Consider the following 19222-nt stretch of genomic DNA (forward strand, 5'->3'; position numbering starts at 1 on the left):
AGTAAAAAAGTGAAAGTACAAGGGATTTATGATTTCTTTAGTGGATACACACTTGATGGAGAGGCTAATTTTAATGTGATTGATTTTAAAGATTCTCAAGCTTCTCTACCACTTTTTATTTATGCAACCACACAAGAAAACTTTGAAGGATCTATCCATTATCCAGAGTATGCAAAACACAATAAGATTAGCTTAAATAATGTCTTTGGAAGAAAGGATATTCGCTCTGGAGTAGAGGCTATGAATGTAGAAAACAATCAAGTCTTCTATCACAATGTAGAAGCACAAGCTTCTGGAGAGGGAGTTAATAGAGAAAGCAGTGTGTATATTAGAGCAGCCAATCTTGCAAAGAATAATCTCTTTAAAGCAAGCAATTATTGGGCGACTTCTATGCTTAATATTTATGGTATTCGTGAGGTGGAAGAATCTAAAAATAATCAAGTTATTTTTAATAATGTAGGCTTTAATACTGATAGAATTTCTGAAGGTTCGGAATTGATTTTAATAGGTGGAGTTGGCAAGAGAGTACATCACAATCTTTTAAGTATTCAAGATTTAGAAATTGGAGCTTATGATAAAGAAAAAGATTTTATCTATATTGCAGCAAGTGCAATTCCTGATGCCAATAGCAATCTAGCACTCTCTTATGGCAATACACTCTATATTGGTGGAGATGTTTCTATCCATGAGCGATCGCTTTTAAATGTGCTAAGTGTGGGAGTGTGATTAGAATTCCAAACTATACAAATAATAAAGCCGATGATATCACACTGCCTGCACCTTCTTTGGCGCAGCTTACAAAAGATAACCATTTGATTTTAGAGCAAGCTCTGAGGGCTAGAGTAGTTAATAACTTTGAACATTATAGTTTAATTTATCATTCTAATAATCAAGATAAACCTTTTATTGAAAGTTTAGAGACTCCTATTAATCTCTCTGAAGAATCCTAAATCACTCTACTTTTAAAAAAGGGAGAAAAAGCTCCTGAAAAAGGAAGTAAAATTGCATTAATTTCAAGTCAAAATGGTTTTAGTGGTATTAATGGCAATGCTATGAATAAAAGCCAATTAAATCAACTCTTAGGGAGGATTTCTAAAAATCCAAAAACACTTAATTATAAAAAGATTCCTCAGCTCCAACAAGAAAACCTAAGGGTTGTTCCTTTAACTTTATCTTTAGATAATAAAGGAAAAGTGATTTATGGAGAAATCCAAAGTGATTAAAAATCAATAACTTAACAAAGAAAATTTTAAAAGAAGGACAAAAAATGAAAAAAATATTAGTGGGTTTAAAATTGTGTGTAGGAGTATGCATAGCGAATGATATCCTAATCAAAAAGGGAGAGAATCTTTATAAAAAATGTATTGCTTGTCATGGCGTAAATGGAGATAAAATAGCTCCTGGAAGCAAGGGTAATATCAAAATCGGAGGATTAAATAAAGCCTATCTCATAAAACAGCTTCAAGGCTATGCTGTAGGGAAAGCAGATAATGGGGGAGCAAAAGTTATCATGTATGCTAATATGAAAAATTGGAAATTTACCACTTCCGATATTGAAGCAGTGAGTGCTTATATCGCCCAATTGCCTAAAGCAAAATAAAAAATACAAAGCAAGGAAATTTATGGAAAAACCTTTTTTAAAGAGTATCATTCTAGCTTCTTGTCTTTTAACAAGAGCACTTTCGCAACAAAACAAAGAAAATGCAGAAGCTTTAGAGCAAATGATAGAGATTTCCCATTATAAAAATGTCCCTCAAAACGAAAACATTCAAAATACTCTAAAAAGTAAACAATCCCCTTTAGATATTAAAATGGATAAACAAGATTCTTTACAAGAGGATACTAAGAAAGTCTTAGATAAAGAGGGATTAGTAGCACCAAGCTCTGAAGAATTTCGCTTTAAATATAAATTCTTTGTGGATACTAAAGAGGATGGAAAAACACTCACTTTAGAAGATCTTGGAATCAATGAAGTATGGCTTAGAGAATCTATTATTGCTCTAAAAAGATCGGATTTAAATGTAGAAACCTTGCAAGAAATTGTCAATATCGTTTCTTATTATTTTCAATACCATGGTTATCCATCGGCAACTGCCTATATTCCTCAACAAGAGATCACAGATTCAATCCAAATTAATATTATGCTAGGAAAACTTGGAGAATATCAAGTTAAAAATTATTCTAAGCATCTAAAAGAGAGTGCTATTAGCTCTAAGCTAAAAGAATCACTCCAAGGAAAAATTTTAAGAACTAAAGCATTGGAAGATGCGATTTATAAAATCAATGAAATGTCAGGAATTAAAGCAAGCGGAAGTTTAGTTGCTGGGAGTGAGTACGAAACTACAGATGTGATTATTACAATAGAAGATTCCAAAAAAGCAAATGCGATACTTTTCTTTGATAATTATGGAAGCAAGGGCTCTGGTGTTTATAGAGCTGGTGTGAGTGGCGCTTTAAATAATCTCTTAGGATATGGAGATTCTCTTAATTACTTTGCACAACTTTCTGATGAAATGCAAAAAAGTTATGGATTTACTTATAATTTTTTCTTAGGAAATCTCAAAGTTTCTCCTAGAGTGAATAAAAGCAATTATGAATTAGGAGAAGAATACGAAAGTTTAGGTGCTTATGGAAGTTCTTTAGATTTAGGGGTGGATTTATCTTATCCACTCTTTATCAACACAACTAATTCTCTATATCTTACTGGAGGTTATGTTTATAGAAAGCTTGAAGATATTTATGGAAGCTTTGGAATTGATTTTAACAAAGAAAGCAATGCCTTTTATTTAGGAACTGAAGGAACTATAGGTTTAATTCCTAATAACATTCTTAGCTATAACACGCAACTTACTTATGGGGATATAAAGCCAAAAAGTGTATTTTTAGAAAATAGTCCTGTCATGGGAGAATTTTGGAAATTTAATGCAGCTTCGAATAATGCTTATTATTTTAATAATAAAATTTCACACATTCTTAATATTAGCTATCAAAAAACTATCGGAGATTATCAGCTAGATTCTAGTGAGACTGCGACTTTGGGAGGAGCTTACGGCGTTAGAGCTTATCCTAATGGATTTGGAGAGGCAGATAGTATGATTTTAACAACAATTGGACTAAGATTTAATATATTTAATCCTAATTTTTACATTACCCCTTTTTTATGAATTTGCCCATGGATGGAATGAAGATTATTTAGATAATGATATCAATATGGCGGGTAGAGAAGGAAAAAATGATATTTTTGTGGATGCAGTGGGGTTGGAATTGCTTTATATTAAACCCAATGGATTTTATATTAAACTAGATTTAGCAAAGGCAGCTTATAAATACGAAGCAGATGGAAAAAGAAGAGATAGACTCTATACAAGTATGGGATTTTATTTTTAAGGCTTTTAAATCAATTTTACAGCCAAGAAACTTTATCGCATTGTGATAAAGTTTCTATAAAAGTTTTTATTCAGGTTTTTTGAGGTTCTTAACGATTTTATCTATCTTTTTACTTGCTTTTGAATAATCTCCGTCCTTTAGTTCTTCTAAGGCTTCGATAGCAAAATCAAAATCACCTAAATCATCTGATTCCTTTTGAAGATTTTCCACAACCTTATCTATCTTTTTACTTGCTTTTGAATAATCTCCGTCTTTTAATTCTTCTAAGGCATTGACTGCAAAAGAAAAATCTTCAATTTCGTTAAGATAGGCTTCTAAGGCTTCTCTAACTATACTTGATTTAGGCTTGGAAAGATTTTTACTCAAATTATCTAAGCGTTTTTTAAGTTCTAAAGGCATTCTAAGGGAATAATTTCTAGTTTCTTGTTTCATTAACTTAACCTTTCTAGGAATGTTTTTGAAAAAATGTAATTGCTTGCTTACAGATTTTGCAAGTGAATTTGTGCCCTTGTAATTCAATTTTTTGATGGATACCATAAGGGACATCATGTACTTTACCTGGGCAATTGCATTTATAAAGATAAAATTGCGGCTTGTCATCATCACTATCATCTGCTGCTTCAAAGCTGACATCTTTACCTTCATCTGTTGCTAAAGAAGAGCTTCTCCATTTTTCTACCTTCATGTCTTCATAGAGTATGTGCTCTAAAAGCCATTTTTTCGCTATGATGTAAAGTTTTTCCTTAAGATCATTTGTAGATTTGATATCTTTAATAAGATTAATCATAGTTTGTATGATTTCTTTATGAATTTTTTTATGTTCTTCAAATGCTGGATAAGCAATGAGTTGCATATATTTTTCTTCATCATTAAAATGATCTTTCATGTAATTGAAAAATTCAGCCAAAAGCTCTTTTACTTCATTTTTGCTTACCGATCTATCAGAAACAATTTCAACCTTTGCTGCAAGCTCAAAAAGTTTTTTATGCTGATCATCAATTTTGGCATTGTGCACACTAAAACTGCTATCCCATTTTGGAAGCATTTTGACTCCTTGAAAAATTTATTTGCATTAAAGATTATAACATAAAAATAAGTTAAATATAAATTAATTTGTATTAAACCATTTTTTCAATATTTTTTGATACAATTTCAAGAAATATCAAAGAAAGGTGTCTTGTGGCAGCTAGAATTCTGCTTTTAGAAGATGATTTAAGTTTAAGTGAGATTATAGAAGAATTTTTAATCGATGAGGGTTATGAAGTTTATTTATGCACCAATGCTAAAGAAGCTTTAGAACTTGCTTATGAAAAACATTTTGATTTGTGGATACTAGATGTTAAGGTTCCTTTGGGTGATGGATTTTCTTTATTAAAAGAATTAAGAGCTTGTGGAAAACAAACTCCAGCTATTTTTATGACTTCTTTAAATACGACAGAAGATTTGAAAGAGGGTTATAATGCAGGTTGTGATGATTATATACGCAAGCCTTTTGAGCTTGCAGAACTTTCAATTCGTATTCAAGTTTTGTTAAAGAGAGCTTTTTCTCATAAAAATGAAGATTATGAAGATTTGGGGAATGGGTTTAAATTCAGCTTTACCTCACAAATTCTTTATCATTTTGATAAGGCTTTAACTCTACCCAGTAAAGAGATCAAGCTATTATCTTTGCTTTTAAAAAATAAAAATAATTTTTTAAGTACAGAAAGAATCTTTGAAGAGCTTTGGGAGTATGATGAAGAACCTAGCGAGCTTAGTTTAAGAGCGTATATTAAAAATTTACGCAAAATATTAGGAAAAGAAAAAATTATCAATCAAAGGGGTAGAGGATATTGCTATGGCTAAAAAAGTCATTAGGCAAATTTTATTGATTTATTTAACTACTACGGGTATTTTTTTAGCAATCTTTTTTACCTTATGGTATCAAAAATTATATGAAGAATTAGTGGTTGTAAAAGGTACTTCTTTAAGAGAAAATCATAGAAATATCATTATAAATATCCTAAATTCTCGTTTTGTTCCTATGAATGAAAGTGCTAGCAATATTGCTCAAAGTACTGGACTTAAATTTGCTATTTTTGATAAAAAACAAGCTATTTTTGATAATTTGGATTTTGATTTTAGAAAAGCAAAGGTTGAACTTAAGGGCAGGGGAATTTACGATGGAAAAGTATTTTTTCTTGATCGTATGAATACAGATAATTATTTTTTAAAACATACAAATGAAGATAATGCAAATACTGAAAGTAGATTGAAAATTTTAATTCAAGGTGAGGATGTTAAAAAGGATCTTATTTGGATTAGAATAAAGGTTTTTTCTTTTGCTATTATGGCTTTTTGCATATTGGGTTTGATAGCTTATATTTTAGTAAAAATTGCCCTAAAGCCACTAGAGGATAAGATTATCACTCTTAATCGGTTTATCAAAGATTCAACCCATGAGCTTAACACCCCTTTAAGTGTGATTTTGATGAGTATAGAACAACTTGAAAATCAAAAACTAGAGCATAATACCAAATTCACAAGGATAAAATTAGCTGCAAAAAGTTTATCTCAAGTGTATTCAGATCTTGTTTTTTATAATTTTCCCAATACCTTAGAGCTTAACAAACAAGAACTTGACCTAAAAGCATTGATTGAAGAAAGGCTAGAATATTTTAAAATATTTTTTGAGCAAAAGAAAATCAGTCTAAAGCTTAATTTACATCAAGCAAGTATTTTCGCTTCTAAAAACCAAATTTCTAAACTCATAGATAATCTTTTAAGTAATGCAATCAAATACAACAAAAAAGGTGGGGAAATTTCGATAGAGTTAAAAACAGGTTTTTTAAGTATCGCAGACACAGGTTGTGGAATTTCAAAATCAAATCTTAAGCATATTTTTGATAGATATGCGAGATTTAATACCGATCAAGGAGGTTTTGGCATAGGGCTTTCTTTGGTGAAAAAGATTTGCGATGATAATGATATTAAAATCATTTGCGAATCTGTAGAAAATCAAGGGAGTGTTTTTGAGTTAAGCTGGAGTGCAAAGAAGATTTGAAAAAGGACAATAAAATTTTTGCATCCACTTGCTTGAAACTCTCTATAAACATTTTCTCATTTTATAATAGTTATTATCAATAAAAATTTATTTTTCTATAAAAATAAGTTTATTAAAAAAGCTTTATTATAGATATTTAATCTTATAAAATAAAATAAATTTTTGATAATTAATATTAAATTTATTAAATATAAAGTAGAATTTCACAAATTACAAAGGAGAGAAATGAACCATGAAAAAAGTTTGATTTATCTCATAGCTTTATGTTTGTCTTATACAGCTATGCAAGCTGTTTGTAAATATGCCGAAGAACAAAGAGAAGATAGGGCTGTGCCTATTGCTGCTTTAATAAGGCTTGGTATGGGTTATGGCATTTCGTATGCTAATGCACCAGGTGTTGGAGAGCAAACATACATAGGAAGACCACCTTTTGGGGGATGTCATTGACACACAATGATTTAAGCAATCTTTGTATCTTAATTTCACTTTTATTTTTAGAGTATATTTTGATAAATGCGAAGACTTTTAGGCAAATGACTCGCTTTGCAAATTTTTATGGCGTGATTATGGTATTGTCTTTTATCGTATCTTGGCAGATTTTTAATGCGTATTTTAATTTTCTTGTTTTTTTGATTTTATTTTTTGTATCTTATAAAATTTGGCAGTTTAAAAAGAAATAATCAGCAAGGAATTTGCTGATTATTCGTAGTAGGGCTTACATCATTCCGCCCATGCCACCCATTCCGCCCATGCCACTCATATCAGGCATTGCAGGTTTATCTTCTTTGATCTCGCTGATTGTTGCTTCTGTGGTTAAAAGCATACTAGCTACAGAAACTGCATTAAGTAAAGCTACTCTTTCTACTTTAACTGGATCGATAATTCCACTTTCAAGCATATTTACATATTCGCCTTTTGCAGCATCAAAACCTGTATTTTCATCCTTAGCATTTTCAACGCTGTTTACAACTACACCTGCATCAAATCCTGCATTTTCAGCGATTTGTCTTAAAGGTGCTCTTAAAGCTCTTTCAACTATAGCCGCGCCGATAGCTTCATCACCTTTTAAATCAAGATTGATTTTAGCTTTAGCTTTAGCTTTGATTAAAGCTGCGCCACCGCCTATTACTATACCTTCTTCAACTGCTGCTTTAGTTGCACTTAAAGCATCATCAACGCGATCTTTTTTCTCTTTCATTTCAGTTTCAGTTGCCGCACCTACTTTGATAACTGCAACACCACCGCTTAATTTAGCAAGTCTTTCTTGTAATTTTTCTCTATCATAATCAGAGCTTGTTTCAGCTATTTGAGCCTTGATTTGATTTACTCTTGCATCAATATTTGCTTTTTCGCCTGCGCCATTTACGATGGTTGTGTTATCTTTATCGATGATTACGCTTGAAGCTTGTCCAAGATCTTGTATTGTAGCGCTTTCAAGAGTTCTTCCAAGCTCTTCAGAGATCACTTCACCACCTGTTAAAATCGCTATATCTTCAAGCATAGCTTTTCTTCTATCTCCAAAACCTGGAGCTTTTACAGCAGAGATATTTAATACGCCGCGTAGTTTGTTTACAACTAAAGTTGCAAGTGCTTCACCTTCGATATCTTCAGCGATGATTAAAAGTGGTTTCCCTGTTTTTTGAATTTGTTCTAAAACCGGTAACAAATCTTTTAAATTTGCAATTTTTTTATCAAAAAGCAAGATATAAGGATTTGAAAGTTCTACCGTCATTTTTTCTGCATTGGTTATAAAATAAGGGCTTAAATAACCTCTGTCAAATTGCATACCTTCAACTACATTTAATTCATCATTGATTGATTTTGCCTCTTCAACAGTGATAACACCATCTTTGCCTACTTTTTCCATAGCATCAGCAATTAAATTTCCGATTTTTTCATCAGAGTTGGCTGAAATTGTAGCAACTTGTGCAATTTCTTTTTTATCTTTTACTTCGCGAGAAAGTTTTTTAAGTTCTGCTACTATAGCTTCGCAAGCCTTATCCATACCGCGTTTTACTTCGATAGGATTTGCACCTGCTGTGATATTTCTTAAACCTTCTTTGAAAATTGCATGAGCTAAAACCGTTGCAGTAGTTGTTCCATCGCCTGCTTGATCAGCTGTTTTACTCGCTACTTCTCTTACGAGTGAAGCACCCATATTTTCAAGACTATCTTTAAGCTCTACTTCTTTAGCAACACTTACGCCATCTTTAGTAATGCTTGGAGCACCAAAGCTTTTTTGGATTAAAACATTGCGTCCTCTTGGTCCCATAGTAACTTTTACTGCATCATTTAATTTTTTAACACCTTCATAAAGTTTGTTTCTTGCTTCATCTGAAAAAATAATTTCTTTTGCCATTTTTTATCCTTTTTTATAAATTATTTTAAAATTCCTAAAATATCATCTAAATTTAAAACTAAATATTCGCTATTATCAATTTTGATTTCTGTTCCGCCATATTTAGCAAATACGATTTTATCACCATTTGCAATATCAGTGATTTCTTTACTTACTGCTACTACTTCACCCATTAAAGGCTTTTCTTTAGCATTATCTGGTATAATTATACCTGAAGCTGTTGTTTTGGTTTCTTCTACGCGTTTTACTAAAACACGCTTTCCTAAAGGTTGAAAATTCATTTTGTCCATCCTTAAAAATATTGATTTTTAGCACTCTTTAATTTTGAGTGATAATATCATACTATAAAAAATGAATTTTGTCAATACTTTGAGTAAAAATATTTATAAAACTTTAGTTAATTAGACTAAAGTTAATTAATAAAAAAAACTAAAGGATTTAAAGTGAAGAAAATATTTTATGGAGTAGCGGCTTTTATTGTGGTGCTTTTAATCGCACTTTATACCTTGCTTTTTACTAGCCTTGGTAATAATATAGTCGCAAATTTTATTCAAGATAAAATCAAGCAAAGTACAGGTCTTGATGCCAATATTACTCAGTTTGTTTTGTGTTTTTCAAGTCTTGATATTGAGGCAAATTTAGCCAATATGGCCGATTTAAAACTAGAAGGAAATTTAAGTCTATTTAAACTTGGCTTTGATCTTGATTATATTATCAGTTTGGATAAAAATTATGCTAAAAATTTAGGTTTAAATTTAAATCAAAATTTGGCTTTTTTGGGAAAGATTAATGGTAAATCGAGCGATTTTATGATCGATGGCAAGGGGTATTTGTTTGGCTCTAATGTGCTTTTAGATGCAAGAGTTTATAATTATTCTCCTATTGCTTTAAATTTAAGCGCTAACGATCTTCAAATTTCTGAATTGCTAGCACTTTTTGGACGAGGAAATTTAGCCAAAGGAACTATAGATATAGCAAGTAAAATTTCTGCTAAAGATTTAAAACCTGATGGAAATGCTATCATTAAACTTGATAATACTTATATAAATTATGCAGAAATTAAAAAAGAATTCAATATAGATTTACCTGAAAATTCCAATCTTAAAGCTGAAATTTTAGCAAATATTAAAGATGATACAGTCTATACAGTGAGTAAAATTTATAATAGTTATTTAACTTTACAAACTCAAAAAACCCTTTATAATCTTATTCAAAATACCCTAAATACGGATTTTGATCTATCAGTCCCTAATCTTGCAAAACTTGAAAAGCTTACAAAAACAAAGCTAAATGGATCTTTAGGAGTAAAGGGTGATGCGAGTGTAGCTAATAATGCTTTAACTGGTTTAAATGCTAATGTTATAGGGCTTGGCGGAGAAGTGAAGGCAAATTTAAAAAACAATCAATTAAATCTTAATGCAAGCAATGCTAGCTTGGAAAAAATACTAGCTCTTATAGGCTATGGTGGTATTGTTTCTGGAAATTTAAATGCAAATCTTGTAAGCGAGGGATTGGATTTTGCAAATTTCAATGCAGATGTAAAAATCAATAATGCAAAATTAAATAGTGCTGAAATTAAAAAAATAGCCAAGCTCGATCTTCCAAATACAAATTTTAGTCTTGATGCCAAAGCTAAAGCTAAAAATGGCAATATATCTTATAATGCGCTTTTAGCGTCTAATTTGCTCAATATTAAAAAACTTGATGGAACTTACAATCTTAAAAATGCAGAATTAAACACAGACTTAAATGCTTTTATTGATGATTTATCTCAATTTAATGCCATAGCAGGACAAAAGTTACAAGGCAAGGCAGAACTTAACGCAAAAGCACATATTATAGGCGCTCAAATTCAGAATTTAAATGCTAATGCAAATATAGCAGGTGGATTAATCAAGGCAAATTCTAATGGAAAAAAATTAGACTTAGATATAAACAAGCTTGATCTTTCCAAGGTTTTTACTATTGTAGGTATGCCAAATTATGCAAGCGGGATAGTTAATGCTAGTGCGCGTTTAGATGATATAAATTTTAACAATCTTAATGGCAAGATAAATGCAGAAGCTAAAGGTATTTTAAATGCTGTAGTTTTAAGTCAGATAATGGATAAAAAATTTCCAAGCAATACAAATTATGATTTAAATATCAAAGCAGATTTAAAAAATAATATCGCTGATTTTGAGGGTGTTTTAAATTCTTCTTTGGCTAATCTTAGTAATTTTAAAGGAAAATTTGACATTAACAAAATGGTGTTAAATTCGGATTATGTTTTAGATATTGCTGATTTTTCAAAGCTAGGTTTTTTACTCGATAGAAAACTCAAAGGAAAGGCGAGTTTTAATGGAAAAATTGGTTTTGATAAAACTTTAAATTTTACTGCATTGAGTAAAAATTTATTTGAAGGAAAACTTGATAGTACTTTGAAAAATAATATTTTAAATGCAAAGTTAGAGGGAGTGGATTTAAGTACTTTGGCAAGTGGACTTGATTTTATAGATATATATCAAGGCAAGGCAAATTTAGATGCTAAGTATAATCTTATAAGCGAGCAAGGAGAGGTTAATGCAGATATGAAAGAGGGTAAGCTTAAACCTAATGCTATCACTGCAGCTCTTAAGCTTATTACTTTAAAAGATATCACTACTGATGTTTTTCATACTGCCAATGCTAAAGCGCTTATTAACAAAGAAAACATCAAGCTTGATTTAAATATGCAAGCGGATCGTTCTTATGTCCTTGTTTCTTCAGGTATGCTGAATTCTAAAAGCGGAAGCTTGAATTTGCCTTTTGATATCAAGATAGATAGAGCCAATTTTAAAGGCAATATAACAGGAACAACACAAAAGCCCCAAGTTAAACTTGAAGCGGGTAGTGTAGTAAATTCCATTAAAAATATTGTAGGCGATAAAGCCCAAGATGGAGTTCAAAAAGCAGGAGAAAAAGTAGATGAGGGTATCAATAAATTATTGAATAAAATTTTTTAAGGTTAAGTGATGTTTAATGGACTTATAAGAGAGATTGCTAAGGTTAAATCTTATCAAAATAATGTTTTGAATTTAAAGGCAAATTATCGCCCTAATTTGGGCGATAGTGTAGCTGTTAATGGAGCTTGTTTGAGCGTGACTAAACTTCATAGCGATGGTTTTGAACTCGAACTTTCACACGAGAGTCGCAAGCACATAGCAGTACAAAATTTAAAAGATAAGGTGCATATAGAACCTGCTTTAAGGTATGGAGATAGGATAGATGGACATTTGATGCAAGGACATATTGATTTTATTGGTAGGCTTGAAAAGATTGAAAAAGATGAAAATGGGGTTGATTTTTATATAGCTTTGCCTAAAGAAGCGATGAAATTTATGGCAAGAAAAGGCAGTATAGGTATAGATGGGGTTAGCCTTACGATCAATGAAATTATAGAAAATGGCGTTAGATTAACCATTATACCTATTACTTTTAAGGAAACACTTTTTAAAGAATATGAAATAGGCCGAGAAATCAATATAGAAAGCGATTTGCTTGCTCGTTATATTTATGCACAAATGCAAGATAAGGATAAGGGACTATCATGGGAAGAAGTGGAGAGAATTGCTTATCTTTACTAAAGAATCAAAAAGTCAGTGTTTTTTGCGCTTATGATAAAGACTATAATATCTTTAGAGCCAAAGTTCATAAAGAAAATTTATTTTCTCATTTGGGTTTTAAGGATATTGAAAAATGTGTTTTTATGGATCAAATTCACTCCAATAAAGTTGAAATTTATGATGAGAATTTAAAAAATCTAAGTTGCGATGGCTTGATAAGTATAGAAAAAAATACCGCACTTTGTGTTTTAAGTGCTGATTGTTTGCCTTTGATTTTATGGCATGAAAGTGGCATTATAGCGGCACTTCATTCAGGAAGAAAAGGGAGTTTTGAAAATATTTTAAAAGAGTGTGTGGATAAAATTTATACAAAAAATCCTAATTTAGACATGCAGAAATTTCATCTTTTTATCTTGCCTAGTATTTGTGCTAAAAACTATGAAATAGATGGAGAAATTTTAGAATTTGCAAGAGTAGAATTTAAAGATTTTTTAGATGAAAGAAAACTTGATTTAAAAGCTTTGGTAAAATTTCAGGCTCAAAATTTAGGTATTAAAAATATTATCGACAGTAATATTTGTAGTTTTGATGATAAGACATTTTACTCTTATCGTCGCGATAAGACTTTAAAACGCTTTGTGAGTGTTGTTTATCTAAAGGGTTGATTTGATGTATGAAAAAAAAGATTTAAGAGTATTAAAAATTATTCAAAAAGCTAGAGAGTTTGGGGATGGGGATTTGCTTAATGAAGCTTTAGTAAATCAGCTTGTTAATGCTGAATTTAAAGAGATAGAAAGCAAAGAAAGAGAAGGGCTTATAGCTCTTCTTAATTCCTTGATAGAAGCTAAAGATAAGGCTTTGCTTAGCAATCCTTAAAATTCTATATAATTTTCAAAATCTTCTTCTTTAGGAGGATTTGGCTTATTAGCAGCTAAGGCTTCGTTTATAATTCCTTCATATTTTACTATAGTGCTTTTAAATTCTTCTTTGGCTTTTCCGCTTAGCTCTGATTTAGCGATTTTAACTACTGAAGCAGGATTGATGGCTTTATTGTTTAGATAAACACCAAAATGTAAATGTGGGCCTGTACTCATGCCTGTTGAACCTACATAACCAATGAGTTGACCTTGATTTACTTTTTGGCCCTTCTTAATTTTTGCAAAACGACTTAAATGAGCATATAAAGTCATATAGCCTGAATCATGCTTTACTTGTATGACATTTCCATATCCTCCTTTAGTGCCTACAAAAGTGATTGTCCCTTTGCCTGCACTTTTTACAGGTGTTCCAGTAGGCGCTGCATAGTCTATACCAAGGTGTGCACGATAGCGTTTGAGTATAGGATGATATCTTGCAGTACTAAAAGTTGATGATATTCTTGTATAATTTACAGGTTTGGTTAATAAAAAAGCTTCCACTTCTTTTCCATCGCGATTGTAAAAAATATCATTAAAAGCGAATACTTCTTGTGCATTTTTGTTAATTTCTACTACAGCCATTTTTATAGCAATATCCCCCCAAAGTTTTCCCATGCGTCTTTTTTGCTCATAATAAAGAGTAACCTTATCGCCTTTTTGGATATTGCGAAAGTTAACACTTCCTCGAAAGGAGCGCACCATAGCACGAGCTAGAGTACTGCTACCACTTTCTTCATAAACATCTTGATAGGCTGAACTTTTGATTGTTAAATGTAAAATTCTATCTTCTTTTTGATAAGAAATAGGAGAAAAGGCAAGGGTGTATTGATTGTTTTTATCTTTATAAATATGAATTTGTAAATCATCACTGATAGGGATTAAAACTTGTTCTATATTATTATTTTCATCTTTTAAAACTTGATATTTTACTTTATAAGCTATATCAGAGGCAAGTTCTTGATCTTCTCTATCAAGCCCATAATAAAGCGATATAGGGATAGAATTTCTTTGCAAGAATTTAAGCAAAGTATCGCCATTATCCCAAGTAAGTTCTTCAACGCTAAGTGCGGCAAAACTTTGAATAACAAATGCAAATAGGAGTAAGAGTTTTTTCATATAAAGACCTTATTTTTTCGAGGATTTTTAAATTTTTAAAAGCTATATTTTACTTTATAATTCTTACAATTGCTTAACAAAAAAGGATTATAATACATTAAATTGATTTTTTAAGGAGTTAGTTTGCTTAAATTTCTAGCATTTATTTTAAGCTTAAGTATGAGTCTTTTTGCAATAGATTTAAATTTAAAGCCTGTAAAAATGGAACTTTTAAAGGTTGAAGATATTTATGGTTATGTTGAAGATAGTCCTGATATAAAATTAAATTCAAGCGGTGTTGTTATACAGCGTTTTCAAACTTCAAAAAGCATTATAGCAAGAGCTAGTGTTATAGCTAAAGAAAAGGGTTTGGCAAAATTAAAATTCAGTGTTTTTGCTGATCTTGAGCAAGATGCCTTGCCTTTGCCAAATGTTGTACCACAAAAGGGTAATGAGGTGGTTTTAAATTTTCTTTATGATAGAGGTTTAGTGATTGCTCCAGATGAACAAACTTATAATGAGCTTGTATTTAGCTTTCCAGAAATTTATTTTACTCATATTGATATGCTAGGAGCACAACTCATCCGCTCTTCATCTCTTGCTCCAAAGCGTAGTGATTTTAGAAAATTTTGTGCCGATAATGCTGTGGGAATTTTGATTTTTGCTTTAGAGGATAAGGCAAAGATAGTTGATTGTCAAGATTTTAGTGAGCTTTATGAATTAACCATATCTAAACCAAGCAGTATACAAGTTCCTTTTTATTCTCGTATAGGTGGTTATAAAAGTAATTTTTTTGATTTTAATTCCCAAGAAGTGGGTAATTATTATAGATATTATGATGCTTTAATTAATATTCCTAAGGTAAGCCAATGAAAAAAGAATTTGAACAATATTTTATAAAACTTCTAGGTAGTGAAAATGCTTATTTTGATGATATTCATAAGCGTGCTTATAGTTATGATGCTACAAAAAAGCATTATTTGCCCGATGGGGTGCTGTTTCCAAGAAACGAGGAGGATATTTCTAAAATATTAAAATTTTGTAATGAAAATAATATCATAGTCATACCTCGAGGCTCAGGATCTGGTTTTACAGGAGGAGCTTTAGCTGTTAATGGCGGGGTGGTGCTTGCTTTTGAAAAGCATATGAATAAAATTTTAGAAATTGATCTTGAAAATTTAGTGGCTGTTGTGCAACCTGGGGTTATTAATATACATTTACAAAAAGAAGTGGCTAAATATGGACTTTTTTACCCACCTGACCCTGCTAGCATGGAGTATTCAAGCTTAGGGGGTAATGTAAGCGAAAATGCTGGGGGAATGAGAGCTGCAAAATATGGCATTACAAAAGATTATGTGATGGCTTTAAGGGCTGTTTTGCCTAGCGGAGAAATCATTCGTGCAGGGAAACGCACTATTAAAGATGTAGCAGGTTATAATTTGGCAGGAATTTTAATCGCTAGTGAAGGTTCTTTGGCAGTTTTAAGTGAGCTTACTTTAAAATTAATACCTTTGCCTAAATTTAAAAAAACTGCTTTTGCTATTTTTCCAAGTGTAAAAAGTGCTATGAATGCGGTTTACAAAAGTCTTGCTAGCGGTGTAAGTCCTGTATCTATGGAATTTTTAGATAATCTTAGCATTAGAGCGGTTGAGAGCAAATTTAATAAAGGTTTGCCTATAGAAGCTGGAGCTATTTTGATTGCTGATGTGGATGGTAATGTTAAAGAGGCTATTGATGAGGATTTAAGAAATTTAGAATATTATTTTTTAGAAGCTGGTGCTAGCGAATTTAAAATAGCAAAAGATGAACAAGAAACCGCAGATATTTGGTTTGCTAGAAGAAATTGTTCTCAAAGCATTGCCATGTATGGAACTTTAAAACTTAATGAAGATATTACAGTTCCGCGTTCTAAACTACCTACTTTACTTGAAGGTATAGATGAGATTTCTAAAAAATATGGTTTTAAAATTCCTTGTTTTGGACATACAGGGGATGGAAATGTGCATACTAATGTTATGGTTCCTGATAAAAATGATAAAGAGCAGGTGAAAAAAGGCTATGAAGCTGTGGAAGAGATTTTTAAATTAACAGTGAAACTTGGAGGAACTTTAAGCGGAGAGCATGGTATCGGACTCTCTAAGGCTCCTTTTATGAAATTAGCTTTTTCTGATGCCGAAATGAATTTAATGAGAAATATTAAAAAAGCTTTTGACCCAAATAATATTCTCAATCCTTTTAAAATGGGGCTTTAAAAAGGAAAAGATTGAAGAGAATTTTTGCTATTTTATCCAATTTGCGAGATAAAGAAATTTTAAATTATGCCGCAGCGCTTAGTTTTTATACTATTTTATCTTTGATACCGATTTTGTTTGTGTGTTTTTCTGTTTTTACGCAAATTTCAAGTTTTAAGGCTTATTATGAAAAAGCCAAGCAAATCATTTTTGCTTTTTTAATACCTGCACAGCAAGATATAGTTGCTGCTTATCTTGACACATTTTTAAATAATAGTGTAAATTTGGGTATAGTGGGTCTTATAGCGATGACCTTTACTTCTTTGGCTTTTTTTTCAGGCTATGATTTTGTAATCAATCGCATTACAAAAAGTGAGCCAAAAGGACTTTGGCAAAGTATTAGTTCTTACTGGACGCTTTTAACCCTTGTCCCACTAGGCTTAGGACTTAGTTTTTATATATCGGGTTTGATTCAGCAAGCTTTGGATGATTATAAAATAGGTTTTAATTTTTTTGAAATTTTGCCTTTTGTGATCATTTGGGGTTTGTTTTTTATATCTTATTCAAGTTCTATTCAAAAAGGAACTCTTAAAAGCTTGATATTCGTTTCTTTTGCGGCGGGAGCTATTTGGTATATAGGAAAGAATTTGTTTGTATATTACGTGGTATATAATAAAACATACGCTAGCGTTTATGGATCTTTTTCTACTATTTTATTCTTTTTTATTTGGATTTATATTTCTTGGATTGTTTATCTTTTTGGGATTAAAATTTATTATTTTTTAAATCATAATCATGATAAAGGGGATAAAATTCGCAAAAATACAAAAAAGAGCTAAAATTTTATAACGCATAGCTATGAAAGAAAGTATGAGATAGGATATTAAAGCCCAAGTTGGTATTTTAATATTTAAAGCATAAAATTTAAGATTAAAAAAGTCAATCAATACAGGATCTAAAAGATTTCCATGTGCTATAAAATGCAAACATAAAACCAAAGGATAAAAGACTATAAAAATTCCACTCAAAATAATGGCTAGGAATTGCTGATAGCTGATAAGAGGAAAGAAATAAAGCACAGGAGTAATCATACAAAAAAATGTCCATATATTTACTAAGATGATATTTAAGAAATTGTTAAATAATTTTGAAAAATGGTGCAAATATAAAAAAATATAAAAAACTCCTAGGCAAGAAAAGAAAAATCCTATACTCAATAAAAGCCTAGGATAAAGGACTATACAAAGATATATACTTATAAAAAGGGTAAAAAAGCTTAGAATTTTGATATTTTTACAAAGCAGATAAAAACCCCAAAGAGCCATGATTAAAGAACGAACATAAGAAGGCACAAAGCCTATAAGATAAGCATAAGCAAAAAGCAAGATAAAAATAAAAATGCTTAAATCAAAGCGTAAGCTTCTATAGGGAAAATATCTTTTTTGAAAAAAACTATACAAGGGTGCGAGTATAAAAAATACCAAAGTAAAAAGTAAACCTATATGATAACCACTGATTGCTATTAAATGAGCAACACCATAATGATTAACATCGTTTCTAAGTTCTGAGGAGATGGGTAGGGCAAAAAATAAAGCTCCGTAAAATTCTTGTATTTTTTCATTTGTATGTTGGTTTAAAAAATAAGAAATGAGAGTATTGTTTTTAAGATATCCTAATACTTCAAAACCATAGCTAGGAGCATAAAAGCTTTTTCCAAGATAATCCTTAAAGGAAATATTATTTGTGATTATTTTTAAATTCAAAAGCTGATTTTTGCTTAAATTTAAATCCTTAAAGCTTGTAGTATAAAGGATAAAATCCTTTGTTTTAAGTTTTAAAACCCAGTATTTTTTATTGTTTTTATTATGTTTTGGATAATACTGTAAAAGCAAGGCATTTTCTACTAGATAATGTTTCTTTTCTTTAAGGTTTAAAAAATGATTATATTCTAAAAATATATTAAAAACAAAAACAATAAAGCCAAATAAAAATAAATAACGGAATTCTTTAAGGTTTAGATATAAAGAATTCCAAAAAGACATTATTTTTTAGAAAATTTAGCCAAATAAAACCAAATAATTCCAACCAATACGATTAAAAATAAAGGTGCAATATAAGGATAAGAGCTTAACTTATTAAAAATTGCTTCTATGGCAAAACCAAATGCATAAGCGCTATATCCTAAAAGCACTGCCCAAAGTAAACTAGCAAAAGTATTGATGATGAAAAAATTAATAAATTTATATTTTGCTATGCCTGCAGCTATGGGGATAAAAGTTTTTAAGCCGTAGACAAATTTTTGAGTTATAAGCAAAACGACTCCATGTTGTTTGGTTTTCATCATAGCAAGGGCAAGTTTTCGGCGATGATTTTTAAAATAAGGCATAATATCTTTTTTATAGTATTTTCCAAGTATAAAAAGCAAGGTAGAACCCAAAGTATTAGCCACAAAAGCTATGCTTATACATAAAGCCAAATCCATTTTTCCTTGAGAGCTTAAAACTCCAGCGGCTAAAATTCCTACCATTCCACCACCTAAAGAATAGAAAAATAAAACTATATAGCCGTATTTTAGTAAGGTATCTATCATATCTTGCATATTAGCT

23 protein-coding genes and 1 pseudogene are annotated in these 19222 nt (G+C 30.8%); 17 read left to right on the forward strand and 7 right to left on the reverse strand.

The genetic code is table 11. The features are described from left to right. The first annotated feature begins 9 nt into the window (after window positions 1–9). The 6 genes from KAR88_RS08860 (at window position 10) to KAR88_RS04920 (ending at window position 3387) form a co-directional block, all read left to right on the forward strand. Entirely contained in the window at window positions 10–726 is a 717-nt protein-coding gene (locus tag KAR88_RS08860) for a hypothetical protein (RefSeq protein ID WP_318831301.1), read from the forward strand. Then, on the forward strand, window positions 723–950 hold the full coding sequence (locus KAR88_RS08865; protein WP_031263578.1) for a hypothetical protein: 228 nt from the start codon (window positions 723–725) through the stop codon (window positions 948–950). Before KAR88_RS08860 ends, KAR88_RS08865 begins: the two co-directional genes overlap by 4 nt. Window positions 951–1052: 102 nt before the next feature. Further along, window positions 1053–1223: a hypothetical protein gene (locus KAR88_RS04905; protein ID WP_002784451.1), complete on the forward strand. Its 171-nt coding sequence runs from the start codon at window positions 1053–1055 to the stop codon at window positions 1221–1223. A gap of 44 nt (window positions 1224–1267) precedes the next feature. Further along, window positions 1268–1600 carry a c-type cytochrome gene (locus tag KAR88_RS04910; RefSeq protein ID WP_002784449.1) on the forward strand — a complete coding sequence of 111 codons (333 nt, stop codon included), beginning with the start codon at window positions 1268–1270 and terminating at the stop codon, window positions 1598–1600. A 22-nt stretch (window positions 1601–1622) separates the two neighbouring features. Next, a complete protein-coding gene (locus KAR88_RS04915) occupies window positions 1623–3164 on the forward strand; it encodes a ShlB/FhaC/HecB family hemolysin secretion/activation protein (protein ID WP_002784447.1) in 1542 nt (513 codons plus the stop codon). Window positions 3165–3210: 46 nt separating this feature from the next. Further along, entirely contained in the window at window positions 3211–3387 is a 177-nt protein-coding gene (locus KAR88_RS04920) for a hypothetical protein (RefSeq protein ID WP_002784445.1), read from the forward strand. Between the two features lie 192 nt (window positions 3388–3579). Here the strand turns inward: KAR88_RS04920 and KAR88_RS04925 are convergent. Both KAR88_RS04925 and KAR88_RS04930 read right to left on the reverse strand, forming a co-directional pair. Continuing rightward, a pseudogene (locus tag KAR88_RS04925) lies at window positions 3580–3819 on the reverse strand (ribbon-helix-helix domain-containing protein); the annotation flags it as partial. Window positions 3820–3832: 13 nt separating this feature from the next. Next, on the reverse strand, window positions 3833–4432 hold the full coding sequence (locus tag KAR88_RS04930) for a bacteriohemerythrin (RefSeq protein WP_002777416.1): 600 nt from the start codon (window positions 4430–4432) through the stop codon (window positions 3833–3835). Window positions 4433–4566: 134 nt separating this feature from the next. Between KAR88_RS04930 and KAR88_RS04935 the strand changes: the two genes are divergently transcribed. The 4 genes from KAR88_RS04935 (at window position 4567) to KAR88_RS04950 (ending at window position 7110) form a co-directional block, all read left to right on the forward strand. Then, a complete protein-coding gene (locus KAR88_RS04935) occupies window positions 4567–5232 on the forward strand; it encodes a response regulator transcription factor (RefSeq protein WP_002790675.1) in 666 nt (221 codons plus the stop codon). Further along, entirely contained in the window at window positions 5225–6430 is a 1206-nt protein-coding gene (locus KAR88_RS04940) for a HAMP domain-containing sensor histidine kinase (protein ID WP_002784367.1), read from the forward strand. Before KAR88_RS04935 ends, KAR88_RS04940 begins: the two co-directional genes overlap by 8 nt. 225 nt (window positions 6431–6655) lie before the next feature. Next, window positions 6656–6877, forward strand: coding sequence for a hypothetical protein (locus KAR88_RS04945; RefSeq protein ID WP_002781237.1), 222 nt, complete (start codon window positions 6656–6658; stop codon window positions 6875–6877). Then, window positions 6868–7110 (forward strand): hypothetical protein, encoded by a 243-nt coding sequence (locus KAR88_RS04950; protein WP_002777410.1) that lies wholly within the window; start codon window positions 6868–6870, stop codon window positions 7108–7110. Before KAR88_RS04945 ends, KAR88_RS04950 begins: the two co-directional genes overlap by 10 nt. A 35-nt stretch (window positions 7111–7145) precedes the next feature. On the opposite strand, the gene groL is transcribed toward KAR88_RS04950, so the two are convergent. Beyond that, a complete protein-coding gene (gene groL / locus KAR88_RS04955) occupies window positions 7146–8789 on the reverse strand; it encodes a chaperonin GroEL (protein ID WP_057037219.1) in 1644 nt (547 codons plus the stop codon). A 20-nt stretch (window positions 8790–8809) separates the two neighbouring features. Continuing rightward, on the reverse strand, window positions 8810–9070 hold the full coding sequence (groES, locus tag KAR88_RS04960; protein WP_002777403.1) for a co-chaperone GroES: 261 nt from the start codon (window positions 9068–9070) through the stop codon (window positions 8810–8812). 162 nt (window positions 9071–9232) lie between these two features. On the opposite strand from groES, the gene KAR88_RS04965 reads away from it, so the two are divergent. The 4 genes from KAR88_RS04965 to KAR88_RS04980 are packed head-to-tail and all read left to right on the forward strand — an operon-like array spanning window position 9233 to window position 13249. After that, on the forward strand, window positions 9233–11773 hold the full coding sequence (locus KAR88_RS04965) for a hypothetical protein (protein WP_002786496.1): 2541 nt from the start codon (window positions 9233–9235) through the stop codon (window positions 11771–11773). A 9-nt stretch (window positions 11774–11782) separates the two neighbouring features. Continuing rightward, window positions 11783–12394 (forward strand): riboflavin synthase, encoded by a 612-nt coding sequence (ribE, locus tag KAR88_RS04970; protein ID WP_002777399.1) that lies wholly within the window; start codon window positions 11783–11785, stop codon window positions 12392–12394. Beyond that, window positions 12358–13038 carry a laccase domain-containing protein gene (locus tag KAR88_RS04975; RefSeq protein WP_002784370.1) on the forward strand — a complete coding sequence of 227 codons (681 nt, stop codon included), beginning with the start codon at window positions 12358–12360 and terminating at the stop codon, window positions 13036–13038. The genes ribE and KAR88_RS04975 overlap by 37 nt, the downstream gene beginning before the upstream one ends. Before the next feature lie 4 nt (window positions 13039–13042). Beyond that, a complete protein-coding gene (locus KAR88_RS04980; protein ID WP_002784371.1) occupies window positions 13043–13249 on the forward strand; it encodes a hypothetical protein in 207 nt (68 codons plus the stop codon). Here the strand turns inward: KAR88_RS04980 and KAR88_RS04985 are convergent. Beyond that, window positions 13246–14406, reverse strand: coding sequence for a M23 family metallopeptidase (locus KAR88_RS04985; RefSeq protein ID WP_002777393.1), 1161 nt, complete (start codon window positions 14404–14406; stop codon window positions 13246–13248). The two genes, KAR88_RS04980 and KAR88_RS04985, sit on opposite strands and share 4 nt — an antisense overlap. A 159-nt stretch (window positions 14407–14565) precedes the next feature. On the opposite strand from KAR88_RS04985, the gene KAR88_RS04990 reads away from it, so the two are divergent. From KAR88_RS04990 to KAR88_RS05000, 3 genes are read left to right on the forward strand one after another with little or no spacing between them, the layout of a single operon-like run. Then, window positions 14566–15258 carry a plasminogen-binding N-terminal domain-containing protein gene (locus KAR88_RS04990; RefSeq protein ID WP_044278711.1) on the forward strand — a complete coding sequence of 231 codons (693 nt, stop codon included), beginning with the start codon at window positions 14566–14568 and terminating at the stop codon, window positions 15256–15258. After that, window positions 15255–16637: an FAD-linked oxidase C-terminal domain-containing protein gene (locus tag KAR88_RS04995; RefSeq protein ID WP_192801872.1), complete on the forward strand. Its 1383-nt coding sequence runs from the start codon at window positions 15255–15257 to the stop codon at window positions 16635–16637. The genes KAR88_RS04990 and KAR88_RS04995 overlap by 4 nt, the downstream gene beginning before the upstream one ends. Before the next feature lie 11 nt (window positions 16638–16648). After that, complete coding sequence (locus KAR88_RS05000; RefSeq protein ID WP_002784376.1) at window positions 16649–17455, forward strand: YihY/virulence factor BrkB family protein; 807 nt, start codon at window positions 16649–16651, stop codon at window positions 17453–17455. Here KAR88_RS05000 and KAR88_RS05005 read toward each other — a convergent pair. Continuing rightward, on the reverse strand, window positions 17399–18658 hold the full coding sequence (locus KAR88_RS05005) for a ComEC/Rec2 family competence protein (RefSeq protein WP_002777385.1): 1260 nt from the start codon (window positions 18656–18658) through the stop codon (window positions 17399–17401). The genes KAR88_RS05000 and KAR88_RS05005 overlap by 57 nt on opposite strands. Beyond that, window positions 18658–19215: a DedA family protein gene (locus tag KAR88_RS05010; RefSeq protein WP_002781270.1), complete on the reverse strand. Its 558-nt coding sequence runs from the start codon at window positions 19213–19215 to the stop codon at window positions 18658–18660. The genes KAR88_RS05005 and KAR88_RS05010 overlap by 1 nt, the downstream gene beginning before the upstream one ends. Window positions 19216–19222 lie beyond the last annotated feature (7 nt).

It is taken from the genome of Campylobacter sp. JH23, from assembly GCF_017846595.1.
In the GTDB taxonomy this organism is placed as follows: domain Bacteria; phylum Campylobacterota; class Campylobacteria; order Campylobacterales; family Campylobacteraceae; genus Campylobacter_D; species Campylobacter_D coli.

Coding starts and splice junctions, on each gene's coding strand:
- KAR88_RS04905 (WP_002784451.1), top strand. CDS start 1,053: ATGAATAAAAGCCAATTAAATCAACTCTTAGGGAGGATTTCTAAAAAT.
- KAR88_RS04910 (WP_002784449.1), top strand. CDS start 1,268: ATGAAAAAAATATTAGTGGGTTTAAAATTGTGTGTAGGAGTATGCATA.
- KAR88_RS04915 (WP_002784447.1), top strand. CDS start 1,623: ATGGAAAAACCTTTTTTAAAGAGTATCATTCTAGCTTCTTGTCTTTTA.
- KAR88_RS04920 (WP_002784445.1), top strand. CDS start 3,211: ATGGCGGGTAGAGAAGGAAAAAATGATATTTTTGTGGATGCAGTGGGG.
- KAR88_RS04930 (WP_002777416.1), bottom strand. CDS start 4,432: ATGCTTCCAAAATGGGATAGCAGTTTTAGTGTGCACAATGCCAAAATT.
- KAR88_RS04940 (WP_002784367.1), top strand. CDS start 5,225: ATGGCTAAAAAAGTCATTAGGCAAATTTTATTGATTTATTTAACTACT.
- KAR88_RS04945 (WP_002781237.1), top strand. CDS start 6,656: ATGAACCATGAAAAAAGTTTGATTTATCTCATAGCTTTATGTTTGTCT.
- KAR88_RS04950 (WP_002777410.1), top strand. CDS start 6,868: ATGTCATTGACACACAATGATTTAAGCAATCTTTGTATCTTAATTTCA.
- groL (WP_057037219.1), bottom strand. CDS start 8,789: ATGGCAAAAGAAATTATTTTTTCAGATGAAGCAAGAAACAAACTTTAT.
- groES (WP_002777403.1), bottom strand. CDS start 9,070: ATGAATTTTCAACCTTTAGGAAAGCGTGTTTTAGTAAAACGCGTAGAA.
- ribE (WP_002777399.1), top strand. CDS start 11,783: ATGTTTAATGGACTTATAAGAGAGATTGCTAAGGTTAAATCTTATCAA.
- KAR88_RS04975 (WP_002784370.1), top strand. CDS start 12,358: ATGGGAAGAAGTGGAGAGAATTGCTTATCTTTACTAAAGAATCAAAAA.
- KAR88_RS04980 (WP_002784371.1), top strand. CDS start 13,043: ATGTATGAAAAAAAAGATTTAAGAGTATTAAAAATTATTCAAAAAGCT.
- KAR88_RS04985 (WP_002777393.1), bottom strand. CDS start 14,406: ATGAAAAAACTCTTACTCCTATTTGCATTTGTTATTCAAAGTTTTGCC.
- KAR88_RS04990 (WP_044278711.1), top strand. CDS start 14,566: ATGAGTCTTTTTGCAATAGATTTAAATTTAAAGCCTGTAAAAATGGAA.
- KAR88_RS04995 (WP_192801872.1), top strand. CDS start 15,255: ATGAAAAAAGAATTTGAACAATATTTTATAAAACTTCTAGGTAGTGAA.
- KAR88_RS05005 (WP_002777385.1), bottom strand. CDS start 18,658: ATGTCTTTTTGGAATTCTTTATATCTAAACCTTAAAGAATTCCGTTAT.
- KAR88_RS05010 (WP_002781270.1), bottom strand. CDS start 19,215: ATGCAAGATATGATAGATACCTTACTAAAATACGGCTATATAGTTTTA.